A 16,996-nucleotide genomic window follows, 5' to 3' on the forward strand; every position below is an offset into this window, starting at 1 on the left:
CATGATCACGCGTGACGATATCCAACGTGCGGCTTCTCGAATCTCACCCTACGTGAGAGTCACACCGATCCTTCAGGTCGAGCCGCAAGACGGCAGTGTTCCTGGAAACACTTTCCTGAAGCTCGAGTCGTTGCAAGTGACCGGCTCCTTCAAGCCACGGGGGGCTTTCAACAGGCTGTTAGGTGAACCGTTACCAGCAGCAGGAGTTATCGCCGCGTCCGGTGGCAATCACGGTATCGCTGTCGCGTATGCAGCCCGCAAGCTCGGCACAAAAGCGGAAATATACGTACCCAGTCTAACGACACCGCTCAAGCGCGCCATGTTGGATAGCATGGGTGCCACGACGGTAGTGGCCGGCTCCACGTATGTGGAGGCACTGGCAGCGAGTGAGGCACGAGCAGCCGAAACTGGTGCGATGCAAGTACCTGCGTTCGAACATCTCCTAACCATCGCAGGTCAAGGCACGATTGGATTGGAACTCGAACAGCAAATCGAGAAGATTGATACCGTAATGGTTGCTGTTGGTGGCGGAGGCTTCGCCGCAGGGATCGCGTCATACCTGGATCCTCGGATTAAGATCGTTTCGGTCGAGCCGAGATCGTGCCCCACGTTGGAGAGGGCATTGAGCGCTGGGCATCCGGTCGATGTAGAGACCGGTGGGCTGGCTGCTGACTCTCTGGGATGCCGGCGTGTTGGTGACATAGCGTTCCCTATCTTGCAAGAACGGGTCAGCGAATCGGTATTGGTATCAGACGAGCAAATTCGCGATGCTCAGGCTTTCCTGTGGGCTGAGTACAGAATCGTCGCGGAACCCGGAGGCGCAGTCGCTTTTGCGGCGGTAACGTCTGGAGCCTATAAACGAAAACCTGGGGAGAGCATCGTCATCATCATCTGTGGTGGGAATGCCGATCCATGCGCTATCGGAAGCGGAAAGTGAGATCCAGGCCGGTCATGGCGGGTCGACCGGGGGTGACTGTCGGGAGTTATCCGATGGCTGTCACCCCTTCCTGACAATTGTCGCTGAATGATGGTCGGCGCAGACGGGTCTGTTTTAACCGCTGCTGTCCGAGGGGCGATATGCGTTCTGAACGAGGCGTCTGCAGAAGACCAGCACCGGAGCGTCTCAATGTCTCCGATGCACACTTCGCCGCCCGCCCGCGCGGATTCGCCACACATGAATCTCCACCTACACTTGGCGCGTCTGTCGATCGTGCGGCCTTCGCGCGTGTCGTGGAAGCGGGCAACTTTTCAGTGGCCGCGCGCCAACTCGGGCGTACGCCGTCCACGGTCAGCCGTCAGATCAAGCGCCTCAAGAAAACACTGGGCGTGCGTTGATTGGAACGCCTTTGAAGTTTGCCAGCATTGACGAGACATGGTGAACGCGGCCATGGGTGCTGTAGTTGCGACCGGCCAACTGGACGCCGAGTCGCGGGGCCGCGTCAGTGTTGCTGCGCTCACGGCTTACGCAGCGTCCATGATTCATCCTATAGTTCCTGGCTTCCTGCGCGAGTTCCCCGAAGAAGACGTGCAACTCGTGTTCACCAACGACGAAGTCGATCCAGCGCGCGACGGCCTCCATCTAGTGACTCGCCCCATGCGCACACCGCCTGGTTCGACTCTGAGCAGGCCTTGGAATACCCAATCTGGCTCAGGTCGTCGCGACCTGTCGGCGAAGGCTCTTGTGCTTCGGCCGATCATGCTGGCGCGGAACGTGCGAGCAAGTCGATGACCGCCTGCGCTGCGCGTGTTTGCACCCTACCTTTACGGGTACATAGCACCGTTGCTGTCCTTGCAGCCGAGGCTCCTTCCAACTCGATCATTACCAAATCACCGCTAGCTGCATCAGCCGAAACCGCATAGTCGGGGAGTACGGTGGCTACGGCGCCACCCCGCACAGCACGCTTGATGCTCTCAATGTGATCCAGATCGATGGCTGCCTGCAGTGGCAGATGCTGGCGCATCGCTACGTGGTTGAGCCAGCGCCGTGTCTCAAAGCGCGAATCGAGCAGTGCCAGTGGCAGCAAAAGCAGCGTTCTCAAGGTAATGCTCCTGTGCTTCGCCAATTCATGGATTGGTGCCACGGCCACCACGTAGCGTGTGACAAAGCGGCGCACGATCTGCAAGTCTGGCTCGTGCTCGTCCGGTGCCAGAGCAACACCGAAATCAACCGCACCGCCCTGGACCAGCCGGAGCACGTGCTCGGACCCGGTGACTTGCGCTTGAAACGTGATGCCTGGATGTTCGGCGCGAAATTGCGAGATTGCAGGCAGCAGCCAGGCCGCCATTACACCTTCGATCGAAGCGAAGCTCACACAGCCGCGTACCAGTCCATGCAGTTCATCAATGCGCGCACGCGCAAGTTCCATGTCGCGCAGGCTGCTGCGCATCTGCTCGGCCACGATGCGGCCTTCTTCCGTAAGCACCATGCCCGTCTGGTTACGCTCAAACAGAGGCGCTTGAAACGCATGTTCAAGAAGCTGTATTTGCCTGCTGATGGCGGACGGGCTGATGTGCGCCTGCTCGGCGCCCCGCCGGATCGAGCCGGTTTCAGCGACCGCAAGGAAGTAGCGGTAGGTAGCGATTTGCATGGCGTGCCGTCCAAATGGTGTGCAGGTTATTAGAACACGGTGTTCTACTTGTTTACATAGACAGAACATGTGAGCGGCATAAAAATTGGCGTCCACAAGGCAATGTAGTAATGCAGCAAACCAAGATTCCAACGACTCGACATAAGGAGACATTTTGAAAACTAGCTCCCATTTCGTCTCTGCCTCCGCGGCTCCGCAGGCCACGCATGCTGACCGGTCCAAAACTCGTCTAGTGGTGATCGCGGCAGCACTGGGCACTGTTTTCGAGTGGTTCGACTTCTACCTCTACGGTGCGCTGGCAGTGTTTTTTAGCGCGCTGTTTTTCCCGCCTGGCAATGAAACCGCAGCGTTTCTGGCCAGTCTCGCGGCCTTTGGCGCAGGTTTTGCCGTGCGCCCGCTGGGTGCGCTGCTGTTTGGCTCCCTTGGCGACCGCATCGGGCGAAAGAAGTCATTCCTGATCACGATGATCATCATGGGTATTGCGACGGTCGTGGTTGGCTTATTGCCAACCTACGCTCAGGTAGGCATCTGGGCTCCGATCCTATTGGTCACCATGCGTCTAGCGCAGGGGCTGGCGGTGGGCGGCGAATATGGTGGCGCAGCCACTTACGTTGCCGAGCACGCGCCTCACGGCCAACGAGGCAGGGCAACGAGTTGGTTGCAAACCACAGCCACGTTCGGCTTCTTGCTGTCGCTGCTGGTGATCCTCGGCTGCCGCATGGCTGTGGGCGAGGAAGCATTCAAGCAGTGGGGTTGGCGCATCCCGTTCCTGACGTCGGTGGTCTTGCTTGCAGTGTCGGTGTGGATTCGCATGACGCTTGAGGAGTCGCCGGTATTCGAGAAGATGAAATCGGAAGGGCTGGTTTCCAAGCAGCCGATCCGCGAAGCTTTCGGCAATTGGGCAAACCTTAAACGTGTGCTGATCACTTTGTTTGGCATCACCACTGGCATGACGGTCGTCTGGTACACGGCACAGTTCTATGCACTGTTTTTCATGCAAAGCGCATTGCAGGTGGACTACAAAACCAGCTACATGATTTTCGCTGTGGGCCTGGTGCTGGGGACGCCGCTGATTGTGCTGTTTGGCGCGCTGTCAGACAAGATAGGCCGCAAGCCGATCATGATCGCGGGGATGGTGCTGGGCGCGTTGACGCTGATGCCTTCGTTCCACGCTTTGGCCAAGTTCACAAATCCCGCTCTTACGCAATTTTCCGCCGCTACTCCGATCACCATCCGTGGTGGCTCCGATTGCACGTTCTCACTGTTTGCCAAACCTGCCACGGACTGCGACAAAGCGCGCAACTTTTTCAGTCGCAACGGCCTGAGCTATGCCTTCGAAAAGACGGAAGTCGGCACTGCGGTCGTAACCACCATCGGCCAGACCATGCTGAAAGGCTTCGACGAGGTCCAATTTAAGGCGACGCTGACGAACGCTGGTTTTGACCCCAAGGTCAATTCCGAATCGGTCAACTTCGCCGGAGCGGTAGCAATTGTGGCGTGGCTGCTCGCGCTGGTGGGAATGGTCTATGGGCCGATGGCCGCGTTCATGGTGGAGATGTTCCCGGCGTCGATCCGTTCGACTTCGTTGTCCCTGCCGTACCACGTAGGCGTCGGCATCCTCGGCGGCTTTCTACCGTTTGCCGCTTCGGCACTCGTTATCTATACGGGAAATATGTTTGCTGGATTGTGGTATCCCGTCGCAATTGCGGCCGCCACGGCACTGATCGGCATCTTCATCGTGCCTGAGACCAAAGACTACGACGTGCATTGAGCGCTCCCAGTGATCACTCAAGGAGAATTTTCATGAAGTCCAAAGTCAAAGTCGCCGTCGTTCAGGATAGCAGCGTACCTTTCGATGCTGCAGCCACCGCAGAAAAAACCTGCCTATTGATCGGCCAAGCAGCCGCGCGTGGCGCTGAACTGGTGCTCTTCCCTGAAGCCTTTCTCGGAACGTATCCCAAGGGGCTGACGTTTGATGCGCCGATTGGCCGCCGTTTGCCGGCCGGGCGTGACGCATACTTGCGCTACGTCGATGGCGCGGTGGAACTCGACGGCCCCGAACTGAAAACTGTACAGGCGGCTGCCCGAGAAAACGGGATCTTCGTCGTTCTCGGCATCATCGAGCGTCTGGGTGCGACGCTGTATTGCACGGTCGTGTTCATCGATCCGCAGCGTGGTCTGATCGGCAAGCGGCGCAAGCTCATGCCCACCGGTGCCGAGCGACTTGTATGGGGTTTTGGCGACGGATCGACCCTTGATGTGATGACCACTCCTCTTGGCCGAGTAGGCGCTGTGATCTGCTGGGAGAACTACATGCCCGCCATGCGGATGAGCCAGTATGCGCAGGGCGTGGAAATCTACTGCGCTCCCACGGCCGATGACCGCGCTACTTGGCTGCCGACGATGCAGCACATCGCGATGGAAGGCCGCTGCTACGTGCTCAGTGCGGGGCAAGTCATCACGCGCGGTGCATTCGGAGCGAATTGGCGGGGCATCATTGGCGACAAGCCAGAAGACGTCGTCATGCGTGGCGCCAGTGTCATCGTCGGTCCGCTGGGCGAGGTTCTGGCTGGACCGGTCTACGACGAGTGCGCGATTCTGGTGGCCGAACTTGACCGCGATATGCTGACGAAGAGCAAACTCGACTTCGATCCTGTTGGACATTATGCGCGACCAGACGTCTTCTCATTGCAAGTCGATCGGCAGCCGAAGGAGGCAGTGGTCTTCTGATCCTTGCAGCGAGGACGCTACCGTTAGCAAATGGTTAACCTCTGGTCCACGCCGGTGGCCGCCCTGAAGATCTGGCCAAGGAATTCGAACACACGGCTAAAACCATTGACAACCGGGGTGCCCAGGCCGAGTGCGACGTAGGCATACTCGTAAAGGCCTAACCAGCCCCGAGCGCCAGGAACTCACACAGCTACGGACAGGGGGATACCGACAACGCGGGTTGGTTCGCCCGGGAAACTGAATCGCTGCTCGACAAGGGTACGAATTCATGAAGACGAACCCGGCTCGTTATCCGCGTGCGACGTGAAGTCTTGTAGATCGTTGTTTTGCCGTCGAAGTCTGACGCGCGGAAAGAGGTGGCGCCGTTTGTTCGGACAGGGAATCCGGATTTTTAAGTGGAAGCGCTGGGGCAGTCAGGCTGCCGATTTGATCGCTGGCAGCGCGGCGAAGTATGCCTCATCCGGGGTCTGGTGCGCCAGACTGGAATGGGGCCGTCCTTGGTTGTACCAGGTCAGGTAGTTAGCGATAGAGCGGCGCGCATGGCTGACCGAGTCGTAGGCTTTCAGGTAGACCTCCTCGTATTTGACGCTGCGCCAAAGGCGTTCGACGAACACGTTGTCGCGCCAACTGCCCTTGCCGTCCATCGACAGTTGGATGCCGCGGTCGAGCACGGCGTCCGTGAACTCCGTGGCGGTGAACTGGCTGCCCTGGTCGGTGTTGACGATCTCCGGCGCGCCGTACTTGGCAAAGGCTTCCTCGATTGCCTCGACGGCATGACAGCTCTCCAGCGTGATCGCCACCCGGTAGGCCAGCACCCGGCGGCTGGCCCAGTCCACCACAGCCGTCAGGTACACAAAGCCGCGCGCCATCGGGATGTAGGTCGTGTCCAGCGCCCACACTTGGTTGGCCCGGTCGATCTTCCGTTCGCGCAGCAGGTACGGCCAGATCTTGTGCGCCGCGTGCTTGCGGCTCGTGTTCGGCCGGCGATACAGCGCCTCGATGCCCATTCGCTTCATCAGCGTGCCCACGTGCCGGCGGCCGACCTGGATGCCCTCTCGCCGCAACAGGCGGGCCAGCATGCGTGCGCCTGCGAAGGGATGCTCCAGATGCAGTTCGTCGATCCGGCGCATCAGCTTCAAATCCGCGTCGCTGACCGGGCGCGGCTGGTAGTAGGCGCTCGATCGAGCAATGCCTACCAGCTTGACCTGGCGGCTCACCGGCAGCGGGTGCTCGCGGTCAATCATCGCTTTCCGCTCAGCAATCCCGCCTTGCTGAGCGCGCTTTCTAAAAAATCATTCTCCAGCGTCAACTGGCCGATCTTTGCATGTAGCGCCTTCACGTCCACCGGCGGCTCGGCCGCAGTCTTGGTTTTGCTGCCGAACACGTCCACGGCATGCTCCGCCAACTGCTGCTTCCACTCCGTGATCTGGCTCGGGTGCACGTCATACTGCTGGGCCAGCTCCGCCAGCGTCTTGTCGCCCTTGAGCGCGGCCATGGCCACCTTGGCCTTGAAGGTCGCCGAGTGGGTCCGTCTGCTTCGTTTCGTCATCTTCTGGGTCCTTTATGCCCGCCATTATGGCCGGCTCAGGCCCCTGCTTTTCCACTTAGCCGACTGTCCGAATTTCCGCCGCCACCTCTGTTCGCCCACCCGGTGCAGCAGATCGTGCTGCACGAATACATCGACACCATTCGGGCTTGCAACCAACATGTGGCAAGCCTGGAGCAAGAGATCGAACGCGCGGTGCAAGACAGCCCCGTCTGGCCTGTCATGGAGGCTTTGATGGCCCTGCGCGGCATTAGCTTGATTGCTGCCGTGACCGTAGTGGCCGAGCTTGGCGACCTGCGACGCTTCGACGACGCGCCGCAATTGATGGCGTATCTGGGGCTGGTGCCAAGCGAGCATTCCAGCGGCAAGCCTGAACGACGAGGCGGCATCACCAAGACTGGCAACAGCCATGTGCGGCGGGTGCTGATCGAAGCGGCTTGGACCTATCGACATCCGGCACGCAAGTCTGCGATCCTACAGCGTCGCGCGGAACGCACCACAGCACAAATACAAGAGGTGGCATGGAGTGCTCAGAAACGGTTGTGTCAGCGCTTTCGTCATCTGACGGCGCGAGGCAAATTACCGGTACAGGTTTGCACCGCTATTGCCCGGGAACTGACGGGCTTTATCTGGGCGATCGGGCAGCAGGCAAGGTTCTCTACTACGTAGCCCCGACTCGCAAAGCCCCAGTGTGTTTGGGCCAGGCCCGGCAGCGGTGGAGAACAGCGCACGGGAACGAAGAGGCCGGTGTTTCCATCGGCCTGCTGAGTTTGTATGTATTGCGATGGCTGATGCATACATCGCCAGTGTACCGAAGTCGCTTTGCTGGCAAGGCGGTCAGCAGATCATCCGCTCAACTATGTATGGTTGATGTATAAGTCGGCCAGGAGCAGTGATTCGCGACCATGCCGGCATCCGTGAAGGTTAAGGTTCGTCCGCTCAAGAGGCTGAAGGGAAGCGGCACTGTAACGCGATGGTGGTTCACCGGGGAGGGGTGTTATCCCCTCGCTGGCGCAGCTTGACCCGCGGTCCGCCGGTCGCTGATTCCCGTAGTTCAGTTAAACCATATCGGCAAACGGGGTCTCGGCGACATTGACTCGTTCACCGCTCGGTTGCCCCTGACGAGCGACCGTCGTCTCGGGTGTGAATCTTGCGGGTGTGAGGCGCCGACGGTCGATTTCGACGTTGAATACGTCGAAGCGATTGTAATAACCTACGATGTCGTGGAACTGTTTGGGTTCGACGCAGGCGTTGATGTCGAACGTTGCGTAGGCGATGCCTTCTTCCGTTTGCAGCGTGTCTCCGATCACTGCACCAGTTGGGTCCAGGAATTGCGTAGCTGCACGAGGTGTGTTCTCCAATACTTCTATGGCCTGGTGATCGCCACTTGCTGCGAGCGTCTCGAACATGATCTTGTCGATGAAGCCGGAGTTGAGGATGCCAAACGCCTTGGCTTCGAATGAGTGGCCGCCTGCTCGGATGCGATTTGCTGCGAGATTGTCGAAGTTCTGACCTGAACCAGGCATGCGGGTCGGCCAGATAGCGGGCCATGCAGAGATGTGAATCTGCTCCCCCTGCGCGGCCAGAGCGTACCGGGCGAGAGGGTTGGTGTTTTCGCCGCAAATCAGCGCGCCGATGCGTCCAATACGTGTATTGTTCACCCGAAGGCCGTGGCCATCTCCAGGCGCCCACACCATTTTTTCATAGAAGGTCGGGACGAGCTTACGATGGTGATTCAGGATTGTGCCGTCGTCCCCAATGAGGGCGTTGGAGTTCCAGATGCAACCCACGCTGGCCTCAGTACTCTCGCTAAACCCCATGGAAACGAACACGCCGTTGCGTCGGGCGGTAGCCTGAATTTGCGCCATCTCCGGGCCGTCAATCAGGATGCTGTTGGACACCATGAGACGGAACCAGTCGTGGTTGTAGATCGGCGCCCACAGTGCCGCCCAAACGGGAAACCCTGGGATAAAGGACTCGGGAAACACTACAAGTTCTGCGCCATGGCGAGCTGCTTCTTCGATGAACGATATCGCCTTGGAAACCGTTGCGGTGGCGTTCATGTAGACGGGCGCTGCATGCACGGCAGCGACTTTGACGATGGGGAGAGTCATGATTGATCGTTCCAAGGAGATTAATGCACCACGGCTTCGGCGGCGCCGATGCCAGTTTCACGCCGAACGGAGAGCTCGGCCCAACGCGATTCAGACAAGTGACTGCGGCTAAGCAGGGAGAACAGGACGACGAGAAGGAAGCCAAATGGGATGGAGATGATCCCGGGATTGCGCAGTTCGATGAGCGGCTTGTGCAAACCTACAATGCTGCGAGCACCGTCCGGTATGCCGTCCGCAGCGGATTGTGCAACCGCACGCTGTGCCGCCAGCTTTTGGCGGACATCGCTGTCCTGCGTGTCGGAGATTTGCTTAGAGAGCGTTGCGACGGTCTTCAAAGCCGCCTCTTTCTGCAGAAGCGGATAGGTCATGTTGGGCGATATCAACACAAGGCCAATGGAGAGAATCGTTCCACCCAGCACCCCGGCGACGACGCCCGCCGTATTGCAGCGGCGCCAGTACAGCGTGCAGATCAGGGCGGGAAGATTGGCGGATGCAGCGACTGCGTATCCCAAACCAACAAGCTGCGCGACGTTCTGGCCTTTGGTAGCGATGCCGGCAACCACAGAGATGACGGCCATGAGTAGCGTGGCTATCCGGGCAGCTCTGACTTGCTCGCGTTCGGTCGCAGCCCCATTCTTGATCGCTCCCACATAGACGTCGTGTGCAAGCGACGAAGCGGCCGCCAATGTTAAGCCTGCAACCACCGCCACAATCGTGGCGAATGACACAGCTGCGACGATGGCCAGCATGAAGTTGCCGAGCAGACTGTCGGGGCCACCACCCAAGAACTGCGCCAGCATCGGGGCAGCAAGATTACCCCCCTTGTCCATCGCCAGAATGGCCTTGGGTCCGACGTTTAGTGCTGCGGAGAACCCGATGACGACAATGAGAAGGTGGCACAAGCCAATGGCGAACATCGCGTACAACGCCGATTTCCGTGCTGCCTTCGCGTTGGGTACCGTGAAGAAGCGCATCAAAATGTGCGGCATCGCTGCTGTTCCGAGCACGAGCGCCATGCCAAGAGAAACTTGCTCGAGGGGATTCTTCAGATACAAGCCGGGCGCGAGCAAACGTTGACCGGCATCGGCCACGCTCAGCGTTGACGTTCCCGCATGGAGCCCTTGAACGTATTGTTGGATAGAGGCATTTGAGATAACCCCGTTGAAGAAGGATTCGATGTTAAATCCGTAGGGCATCCAGGAGAGGATGACAAGAATTAGGCAGAAGGTGATCAGAAGCACTGCCTTGAGAACCTGCACCGAAGTGGTCGCGCGCATTCCGCCGAACAGGACGTACGTCAGCATCAGGGTCCCGACCGCAATCACCGAAAGTTCGTAGGGGATACCAATTAGCGCACGTACGATTACGGCGCCCCCAACAATCTGCGGCACCATATAGAAAAGCGCGACCAGGATGCTGGATACGGCGACCACCAGCTTGGTTGCTCGGAAGTTGTTGCGGAACGCGAGTACGTCGCCAAGGGTGAATTTTCCGAGATTTCGGCAGGGCTCGGCAATGAGGATGAGTACCGGGATGAACGAAACAAAGAAGCCCACCACGTAGCTGATGCCATCCAGGCCGTACAGGGCGATAAGTCCGGAGACGCCCAGGAAAGCCGCTGCAGAGAGATAGTCGCCTGCAATAGCGAGCCCATTCATTCGCGGACCGATGCCTCCGCCAGCGGTGTAGAAGTCGCTGGCCGTGGAATTGCGTCGGGCGGCGAACCATGTAATTCCGAGTGTGAGCAGGAAAAGCACGGCGAAGACGCCGAAGGTTAGCCCACGGTTGTCGGCGCTCACCAGCGTGGGGTTGTCCGCTAGCGCGGCACTACTGGCAACGGCAAACGGTACAGCGTAGAAGATTCGTTTTCTCATGGCAGCCCCTCAGGCGATGGCGCGTTGAGCAACGAGGGCGCCGACCGTGGACCGAGGCTGCTTGGCGTCGCGAGTGAGAGACGCTGCCATTGCGTCAAGACGCCGAAGTTGAACCGCGTAGCGCCATGCGATGGCGCCGCCGATGAAATACTGCGCGACGTTGTACCAAAGGCCGAGCGTAGTGGACGGTGTGACCTTGATAAGAAGGAGTTGCGGTGCAAACGTCGACACCAGCGGCAACGAGAAGAAGAACGCCATGCTGATGACGAATAGCCGGACAACAACACTCCGACGCTGGCGGACAAGCGCACCAAAATCCGGATGGTTGAAGAGCATGCGGTAATCGGTTTGTTTGGACATGACGAACCTCAACGGTTGGGGAGGGTGCCTCGTGATCCAACACTACGGATGCGAGGCGCGGACAGGCTGGGGGGCAGCTGCAGGCCAAGATTAGAGAGGGTCGCGAGATGTGAAAAGCCGAACTTCTGCGCGGTGCCTTGCAAATTTGCAAGGCACCGTTCGCCCTTATCTGGCGCGGATTGCACAGGGAAAGTGCCTAGAGGGTTTTCCCTGAATTCGCAGGTATGCTTGCAAAAAACCTGCCGTGACTTTCACGCCTATGTCTCAAATCAATCCAAACTGGAATGACCTGAAAATCTTCCTCGAGGTAGCTCGTTCCGGGACGCTTGGGGGTGCCGCGCGCCGCATCAAGTGCGACCAGTCGACGATCAGTCGACACATTAGTCGCTTGGAGGAGGCGATCAACGCACCGGTCTTCGAGCGCGACAACCAAGGGCTGCACATTACGGCTCGCGGTCAGGCGTTGCTCGAGTACGTCGAAGCGATGGAATCCAATGTGGTGGCGCTTGGAGAATTCTTGGGCGGCTCCCATAAGGAGCCGTCGGGAACGGTCCGAGTCGGCACCATGGAGGGGATCGCCTCTCTGTACCTGGCTGGCGAGTTCGTGAAATTCTCAGGTCGATTCCAGAAGATCGCAGTGGAACTGGTCACGACCACTCAGCAGATGCATGTGAACCAGCGGGAGGCAGATGTGTTTCTGAGCTTCTTCCCTCCGGATGGCAAATCCTTGGACGTCATTCCCATCGGCGCGTTCCCGCTGCACCTCTACGCATCTCCGGTTTACCTGTCCAAACATGGCACTCCGGAAAGCCCAGCCGATTTGCCTGACCACCAGTTCTCTACATACGTCAATGATTTGATTCAGCTCGACACCGTGAGGTGGCTGGATGAGGCCATCACGAGGCCCAAAGTCGGGTTTCAGTCGTCGAGCATGATTGCGCAAATGTTTGCAGCGGTGGCCGGAGCCGGCATTGTGATGCTCCCTTCGTTTGCCAAGGCAGAGCGCTTTGGCTTGGTGAAGATTCTTGATGGGCAGGTAAAGGTGAGCAGGACGATCTGGATGACCGTTCATCGAGACTTGCAGTACTTGCCTCGCATCAAGGCCATTACGAGATTCCTGCAGGAGACGATTTCGCGGGACTACCCACTCCCGCGAAGCGCGCAGATCCATACTGGAGGGTGAAGAGTCACACGCGTGGATGACGACGACAGGGATGCTCATGGGCAGAACCAAGAGCAGAGACGTTGCCATGTATAGGGCTCGCATTCCTGTCGCCGCGAACAATGCCGGTGGTGTCAGAAATTCTGTGTGCTGAGGTCGGTTAAATAAATCTCAGCGTAGGGCGTTGGAGAAGCGGTCACCGAAGAGAATGGCGAACTGGTTGGCCGCTTGTTTCCAGGTGATGGGCGGCATCTTCCAATCTTTCTCGATGTTGCGCAAGGCCAGGTACAGCAGCTTGCTGGCGGCTTCGTCGCTGGGAAAGTGACCTCGGTTCTTGACGATCTTGCGCAACTGCATGTGCATGCTTTCGATGGCGTTAGTGGTGTAGATGATCCTGCGTACTTCCGGCGGGTAGACGAAGAACGGGATGACCTGTTCCCATTGGCGGCGCCACATGTCGGCCACCGTGGGGAATTTGCGGCCCCAATCGCTGGCGGCGAACGCCTGCAGCGCGCCGGCGGCGGCGTCGGCCGTGGCAGCCTGGTAAATCGGCTTGAGCGCGGTCGCCAGGCCCTTGCGATCCTTCCAGCTCGCCAGGTTGAGCGAGTTGCGGATCAGGTGGACGATGCAGGTCTGGATTTGCGCGGCCGGGTAGACGGCCTCGATGGCCTGGGGGAAGCCGCGCAGGCCATCGACCACGGCGACCAGGATGTCCTCCAGGCCGCGGTTCTTCAGTTCGTTGAAGACCTTGAGCCAGAACTTGGCGCCTTCGGTCTGCTCGATCCACAGGCCGAGGACTTCCTTGCGCCCATCGGCGCGGATGCCCAGCGCGAGGTACACCGCCTTGTTCCTGACGGTGCCTTCGTCGCGGATCTTCAGGCGCAGCGCGTCGAAGTAGACAATGGGGTACATCGCCTCCAGCGGGCGCTGCTGCCATTGTTCGACCTCGGCCAGCACTTCGTCGGTGATGGTGGAAATCAGGTCAGGCGAGACCTGCAGCCCATACAGTTCCTGCAAATGGCCCTGAATCTCACGCACGCTCATCCCGCGTGCATACATGCTGATTACGTGGTCGTCGAAGCCGGACAGCCGGCGTTGGTACTTGGCGACCAGTTGCGGCTCGAAGGTGGCTTGCCGGTCGCGCGGAATGTCCAGTTCCAGCTCGCCGTTGGGCGTGATGACGGTCTTTGCACTGCTGCCGTTGCGGTGATTGCCGCTCTTGCCTTGCTTGGCCTCGCTGGCCAGATGGTGCGTCAGTTCGGCGGCAAGCATACGCTCGGCTAACTGCTTCTTGAGCAGGCCGGCCAAGCCTGATTCACCGAGAATCGACTCGGCGTCCTTGTTCTGTACCTGAGCCAGCAGTTGATCGATCAACTCATCCGGAAACAGCTTCGGCGCGCTCGATTTCCTGCTCTTCTTGGTCATGCTTGTTGTTTCGGTCATAAGGGCGTTTCTTTCGATATCGTCTCATGACCTCAACACACAAGAAATCTGACAGGCTCACAATGCCTGTCGCGGAACCTTCTTTGCTCATCATTTCTCCGTGTCGCAAGTCTAGCCTTGGTAAACCTCTTGGCTCGTAGAGGACTCTGCAGCTTCTTTCAGCTGCAGGCACGGTAGTTCTCGGCACCATTAAGCTACGAGACTCCACCAATCGCGCGACATACCAGCTAGGCGTAAGAATGGTGGTCGGCGGCGGCGGAAACGACGGCCGTTCCTCGCAGTGCGCCCTCGTCACAAAAAGTAGCGGAAGACGCGTCGAACAGACCAACCCAACGACCGTCGTCAGCCTCCGGTCGGCGGCCCAAGTGCGGGCCGGCCATTTGCGTTTATTGGGCGAAGTACCGCGGTCGATCGAGGTCCACGATGAGGCTCGGCTGTTTGGGCTCCCAGTTCAGCACCTGCCGCGTATGCTGGCTCGACGCCCGATTGTCGACCGCTGCGAAGCCAGCAAACCATCCGAAGTGCTCGGCTGCCTGCTCCGGCGTGATGCTGACTGTCGGCAGACCCAGACGACGACCGATCACGGTGGCAATATCGCGCAACGGTACGCCCTCTTCGGCGGTCGCGTGATAGCGGGCTGCGATGCCTCTCTCGGCAGCCAGCCGGAAGACTTTGGCGGCATCCCGCCGGTGCACCGCCGGCCAATGGTTCAAGCCCTCGCCAACATAGGCCGACACGCCTTTCTCACGTGCTATGGCGATCAGCATCGGCACAAAGCCGTGGTCACCATCTCCGTGCACCGAGGGCGGCAGGCGGACCACCGACACGTTCGTTCCGCGCTCCATCAGACCCGTCGCCGCCACTTCGGTCGCTACGCGCGGGAACGGCGCCATACTCATGTCCGGCACCTGATCCTCCGTCGTCACACCGCCAGGCGCCAACAGGCCCGTGCCGGAGGTGATCACCACCGGCTTGCCCGATGCCCCCACCGCTTCGCCCATCGCCTCGATCACGCGGCGGTCGTTTGCACTGTGCTCGGCAAACTTTGAAAAGTCGTGGTTGAACGCCGTGTGGATGATCGCGTCGGCCTGCGTCACGCCGCGCAAGATGCTGTCGATATCGTCCAGATTGGCGAAGTGCGCCGTCGCACCAACATCACGCAGCCACGCCGCACCAGCCTCCGACCTTGTCATCCCGATCACCGGATGACCCGCGGCCAGCAGTTCATCGACCACGGCTGCCCCTACGAAACCCGTTGCGCCGGTCACGAAAATACGCATGGAAAGTACCTCCTCGTTGAGAGATGAGGTGCATTCTTGCTCTATGATTTATAGGGGTAAAGTAGTGGCTTTATACTGGTAAATGGGCTAACAGGATAATCACGATGGCCACCGGCGAGAACCTGCTCGGCGCCTACCTGCGCGACCGCCGCGCCAAGTTGGACCCGGCCGCCTTTGGCATCTCGCCGGCTCGTCGTCGCACCCCAGGCCTGCGCCGCGAAGAGGTTGCCCACCGCGCCAGCGTCAGCGTCACCTGGTACACCTGGCTCGAGCAAGGCCGAGGCGGTGCGCCATCCTCCGAGGTGCTCAACCGCATTGCCCGCGCCTTGCTGCTCACCGACGTTGAACGCGAACACCTGTTTCTGCTCGCTCAGGGGCGCCCTCCCGAGGCCCGCTACCAGCCGAGCGAGGGCATTACCCCAACCCTGCAACGCATATTGGATTCGCTTACCTTCAGTCCCGCTCTGGTCGTACGCGCCTTCACGCGCGACATCATCGCCTGGAACCATGCCGCCACCGCCGTCTTGGTGGACTACGCCGCCCTGCCTCCCAAACAGCGCAACGTCTTGCGCTTACTCTTCTGCAACCCGACCGTTCGTGCCCGCCAACCGGATTGGGAAAGCGTCGCCCGCTTCGCCGTCGCCACTTTTCGTGCCGATGCCGCCCGCGCCGGCGCAGCCCTTGCCATCGAGATCAGAACCTTAGTCGAAGAACTCTGCGTGGATAGTCACGAATTCGCCACCCTGTGGGGCGAACACGATGTCTGCAACCATGGGGAAGGGCTCAAAGCCATCAATCACCCCACGGTCGGCTTACTATCACTCGAATATTCAGCATTTTCTGTAGACGGGCGGCCGGATCTGAATATGGTGATCTATACGCCTGAGACTGAAGCAGACGCAGAAAGGGTAATAGCGTTGGTGGCCGCGTATTCTTGATGCATCGGCACGTCATGCTGAATCGGCCCCGGCCCCTGTTTTCACTGTCCTTGTACTGCCGCCCTGTTCAAGCTGTCGTCCCCTTCAGCCGAATACCGTAAATCCTGATGGCCCACACCAGGGATGTGTTGAAATTCTGATCCGTTAGAGTTGGATAACGAGCCCTTTCCCTGCCGATTCGTGGTACCAGCATTTACTCAGTCCGAGCGGCATACCTTCGGGCCGCTTCTCGAACGGGGGCGATGAGCGGCTCGAGTCGCGTGACTGCGGCTGCGAGAACTTCCGGGGCGACCCTTTCCGGATCCCCTGCGTCGAATGGCGGCTTCGGGTCATACTCGAAGACGAGCTGAATCATCTTGGCCACGTCACTCCCTCGCAAAATCGCCGCGAGCTGTAGCCCGAAATCGATGCCAGCGGTAACGCCGCCGCCTGTCACGCGATTTCGGTCAACTACGAACCGCGCCTTGCTTGGGATCGCTCCATAGTCGGCGAGGATTTCGCGATAGGCCCAATGCGAAGTAGCGTGATAGCCCTTGAGCAACCCAGCGGCGGCGAGGATCACAGATCCAGTACACACGCTGGTGACATAGGTCGCGTTCTCGCCAATCCTCGCCAAGAATTCCAGTGTTTCGGCGTCTTCGACCATCAAATGCGTGCTGATACCGCCTGGAACCAGGACGATATCGTAATCGGCTTCACACTCCGAAAAGGACTTCGCCGGAGTGATGCAGATCTGCCGGTCGGTCACGACGGGCTCGGTGGTCCTGCCTACCACGTCGACATGTACGCCGGGGAGACTGGCAAGAATCTGATGCGGGCCGATCAGATCCAACGCCGTGAACTTCGGGTAGGCGAGCATCGCAACGCGCGTGGAAGCAGTCATCGTCGTAGACATATTATTCACCTTTGATTTTGATTCGATCGATCTTAGCCAACTGGAATCCTGCCAGTGGCTACGAAT

General features: G+C 59.3%; 16 protein-coding genes. 7 read left to right on the top strand and 9 right to left on the bottom strand.

Going from position 1 to position 16,996, the window contains the following annotated elements:
• Position 1 precedes the first annotated feature (1 nt).
• Both CNE_RS32995 and CNE_RS42430 read left to right on the top strand, forming a co-directional pair.
• Positions 2-937 carry a threonine/serine dehydratase gene (locus CNE_RS32995; RefSeq protein WP_041229030.1) on the top strand — a complete coding sequence of 312 codons (936 nt, stop codon included), beginning with the start codon at positions 2-4 and terminating at the stop codon, positions 935-937.
• A 140-nt stretch (positions 938-1,077) separates the two neighbouring features.
• Positions 1,078-1,335 carry a helix-turn-helix domain-containing protein gene (locus CNE_RS42430; RefSeq protein ID WP_013959089.1) on the top strand — a complete coding sequence of 86 codons (258 nt, stop codon included), beginning with the start codon at positions 1,078-1,080 and terminating at the stop codon, positions 1,333-1,335.
• On the opposite strand, the gene CNE_RS42435 is transcribed toward CNE_RS42430, so the two are convergent.
• Both CNE_RS42435 and CNE_RS33005 read right to left on the bottom strand, forming a co-directional pair.
• A complete protein-coding gene (locus tag CNE_RS42435) occupies positions 1,310-1,579 on the bottom strand; it encodes a hypothetical protein (protein ID WP_013959090.1) in 270 nt (89 codons plus the stop codon). The two genes, CNE_RS42430 and CNE_RS42435, sit on opposite strands and share 26 nt — an antisense overlap.
• 115 nt (positions 1,580-1,694) lie before the next feature.
• Complete coding sequence (locus CNE_RS33005) at positions 1,695-2,588, bottom strand: LysR family transcriptional regulator (protein ID WP_041229031.1); 894 nt, start codon at positions 2,586-2,588, stop codon at positions 1,695-1,697.
• Between the two features lie 154 nt (positions 2,589-2,742).
• On the opposite strand from CNE_RS33005, the gene CNE_RS33010 reads away from it, so the two are divergent.
• Both CNE_RS33010 and CNE_RS33015 read left to right on the top strand, forming a co-directional pair.
• Complete coding sequence (locus CNE_RS33010) at positions 2,743-4,359, top strand: MFS transporter (protein WP_013959092.1); 1,617 nt, start codon at positions 2,743-2,745, stop codon at positions 4,357-4,359.
• 32 nt (positions 4,360-4,391) lie between these two features.
• Positions 4,392-5,318, top strand: a complete 927-nt coding sequence (locus CNE_RS33015) for a carbon-nitrogen hydrolase family protein (RefSeq protein WP_013959093.1) — start codon at positions 4,392-4,394, stop codon at positions 5,316-5,318.
• A 413-nt stretch (positions 5,319-5,731) separates the two neighbouring features.
• On the opposite strand, the gene CNE_RS33020 is transcribed toward CNE_RS33015, so the two are convergent.
• Positions 5,732-6,867 (bottom strand): IS3 family transposase gene (locus CNE_RS33020; RefSeq protein WP_404997158.1). Its coding sequence is split into 2 segments (ribosomal slippage): positions 5,732-6,603 and positions 6,603-6,867, totalling 1,137 coding nucleotides; the frame shifts between segments, so codons are not numbered across the junction.
• On the opposite strand from CNE_RS33020, the gene CNE_RS33030 reads away from it, so the two are divergent.
• Complete coding sequence (locus tag CNE_RS33030) at positions 6,841-7,533, top strand: transposase (protein ID WP_238553215.1); 693 nt, start codon at positions 6,841-6,843, stop codon at positions 7,531-7,533. The two genes, CNE_RS33020 and CNE_RS33030, sit on opposite strands and share 27 nt — an antisense overlap.
• Before the next feature lie 389 nt (positions 7,534-7,922).
• On the opposite strand, the gene CNE_RS33035 is transcribed toward CNE_RS33030, so the two are convergent.
• The 3 genes from CNE_RS33035 to CNE_RS33045 are packed head-to-tail and all read right to left on the bottom strand — an operon-like array spanning position 7,923 to position 11,212.
• Complete coding sequence (locus CNE_RS33035) at positions 7,923-8,978, bottom strand: carbon-nitrogen hydrolase family protein (protein WP_013959097.1); 1,056 nt, start codon at positions 8,976-8,978, stop codon at positions 7,923-7,925.
• Between the two features lie 20 nt (positions 8,979-8,998).
• Positions 8,999-10,852 carry a solute symporter family protein gene (locus CNE_RS33040; RefSeq protein ID WP_013959098.1) on the bottom strand — a complete coding sequence of 618 codons (1,854 nt, stop codon included), beginning with the start codon at positions 10,850-10,852 and terminating at the stop codon, positions 8,999-9,001.
• Between the two features lie 9 nt (positions 10,853-10,861).
• Complete coding sequence (locus CNE_RS33045) at positions 10,862-11,212, bottom strand: DUF485 domain-containing protein (protein ID WP_041229032.1); 351 nt, start codon at positions 11,210-11,212, stop codon at positions 10,862-10,864.
• A gap of 244 nt (positions 11,213-11,456) precedes the next feature.
• On the opposite strand from CNE_RS33045, the gene CNE_RS33050 reads away from it, so the two are divergent.
• Positions 11,457-12,395: a LysR family transcriptional regulator gene (locus CNE_RS33050; RefSeq protein WP_238553216.1), complete on the top strand. Its 939-nt coding sequence runs from the start codon at positions 11,457-11,459 to the stop codon at positions 12,393-12,395.
• Between the two features lie 150 nt (positions 12,396-12,545).
• On the opposite strand, the gene CNE_RS33055 is transcribed toward CNE_RS33050, so the two are convergent.
• Positions 12,546-13,799 (bottom strand): IS256 family transposase, encoded by a 1,254-nt coding sequence (locus tag CNE_RS33055; RefSeq protein ID WP_148271755.1) that lies wholly within the window; start codon positions 13,797-13,799, stop codon positions 12,546-12,548.
• 404 nt (positions 13,800-14,203) lie between these two features.
• Positions 14,204-15,097 carry an SDR family oxidoreductase gene (locus tag CNE_RS33060; RefSeq protein WP_013959102.1) on the bottom strand — a complete coding sequence of 298 codons (894 nt, stop codon included), beginning with the start codon at positions 15,095-15,097 and terminating at the stop codon, positions 14,204-14,206.
• A gap of 104 nt (positions 15,098-15,201) precedes the next feature.
• On the opposite strand from CNE_RS33060, the gene CNE_RS33065 reads away from it, so the two are divergent.
• Complete coding sequence (locus CNE_RS33065; protein WP_013959103.1) at positions 15,202-16,035, top strand: helix-turn-helix transcriptional regulator; 834 nt, start codon at positions 15,202-15,204, stop codon at positions 16,033-16,035.
• Positions 16,036-16,228: 193 nt separating this feature from the next.
• Here CNE_RS33065 and CNE_RS33070 read toward each other — a convergent pair whose 3' ends face one another.
• On the bottom strand, positions 16,229-16,930 hold the full coding sequence (locus tag CNE_RS33070; protein WP_013959104.1) for a DJ-1/PfpI family protein: 702 nt from the start codon (positions 16,928-16,930) through the stop codon (positions 16,229-16,231).
• Positions 16,931-16,996 lie beyond the last annotated feature (66 nt).

Origin of the sequence: Cupriavidus necator N-1 (assembly GCF_000219215.1) — a bacterium.
GTDB lineage: Bacteria > Pseudomonadota > Gammaproteobacteria > Burkholderiales > Burkholderiaceae > Cupriavidus > Cupriavidus necator.

What these genes read in the sequence shown, in the direction of transcription:
- CNE_RS33045 (WP_041229032.1), bottom strand. Translation starts at nt 11,212, where the DNA reads ATGTCCAAACAAACCGATTACCGCATGCTCTTCAACCATCCGGATTTT.
- CNE_RS33055 (WP_148271755.1), bottom strand. Translation starts at nt 13,799, where the DNA reads ATGACCAAGAAGAGCAGGAAATCGAGCGCGCCGAAGCTGTTTCCGGAT.
- CNE_RS32995 (WP_041229030.1), top strand. Translation starts at nt 2, where the DNA reads ATGATCACGCGTGACGATATCCAACGTGCGGCTTCTCGAATCTCACCC.
- CNE_RS33040 (WP_013959098.1), bottom strand. Translation starts at nt 10,852, where the DNA reads ATGAGAAAACGAATCTTCTACGCTGTACCGTTTGCCGTTGCCAGTAGT.
- CNE_RS42430 (WP_013959089.1), top strand. Translation starts at nt 1,078, where the DNA reads ATGCGTTCTGAACGAGGCGTCTGCAGAAGACCAGCACCGGAGCGTCTC.
- CNE_RS42435 (WP_013959090.1), bottom strand. Translation starts at nt 1,579, where the DNA reads ATGGAGGCCGTCGCGCGCTGGATCGACTTCGTCGTTGGTGAACACGAG.
- CNE_RS33005 (WP_041229031.1), bottom strand. Translation starts at nt 2,588, where the DNA reads ATGCAAATCGCTACCTACCGCTACTTCCTTGCGGTCGCTGAAACCGGC.
- CNE_RS33065 (WP_013959103.1), top strand. Translation starts at nt 15,202, where the DNA reads ATGGCCACCGGCGAGAACCTGCTCGGCGCCTACCTGCGCGACCGCCGC.
- CNE_RS33070 (WP_013959104.1), bottom strand. Translation starts at nt 16,930, where the DNA reads ATGTCTACGACGATGACTGCTTCCACGCGCGTTGCGATGCTCGCCTAC.
- CNE_RS33060 (WP_013959102.1), bottom strand. Translation starts at nt 15,097, where the DNA reads ATGCGTATTTTCGTGACCGGCGCAACGGGTTTCGTAGGGGCAGCCGTG.
- CNE_RS33015 (WP_013959093.1), top strand. Translation starts at nt 4,392, where the DNA reads ATGAAGTCCAAAGTCAAAGTCGCCGTCGTTCAGGATAGCAGCGTACCT.
- CNE_RS33035 (WP_013959097.1), bottom strand. Translation starts at nt 8,978, where the DNA reads ATGACTCTCCCCATCGTCAAAGTCGCTGCCGTGCATGCAGCGCCCGTC.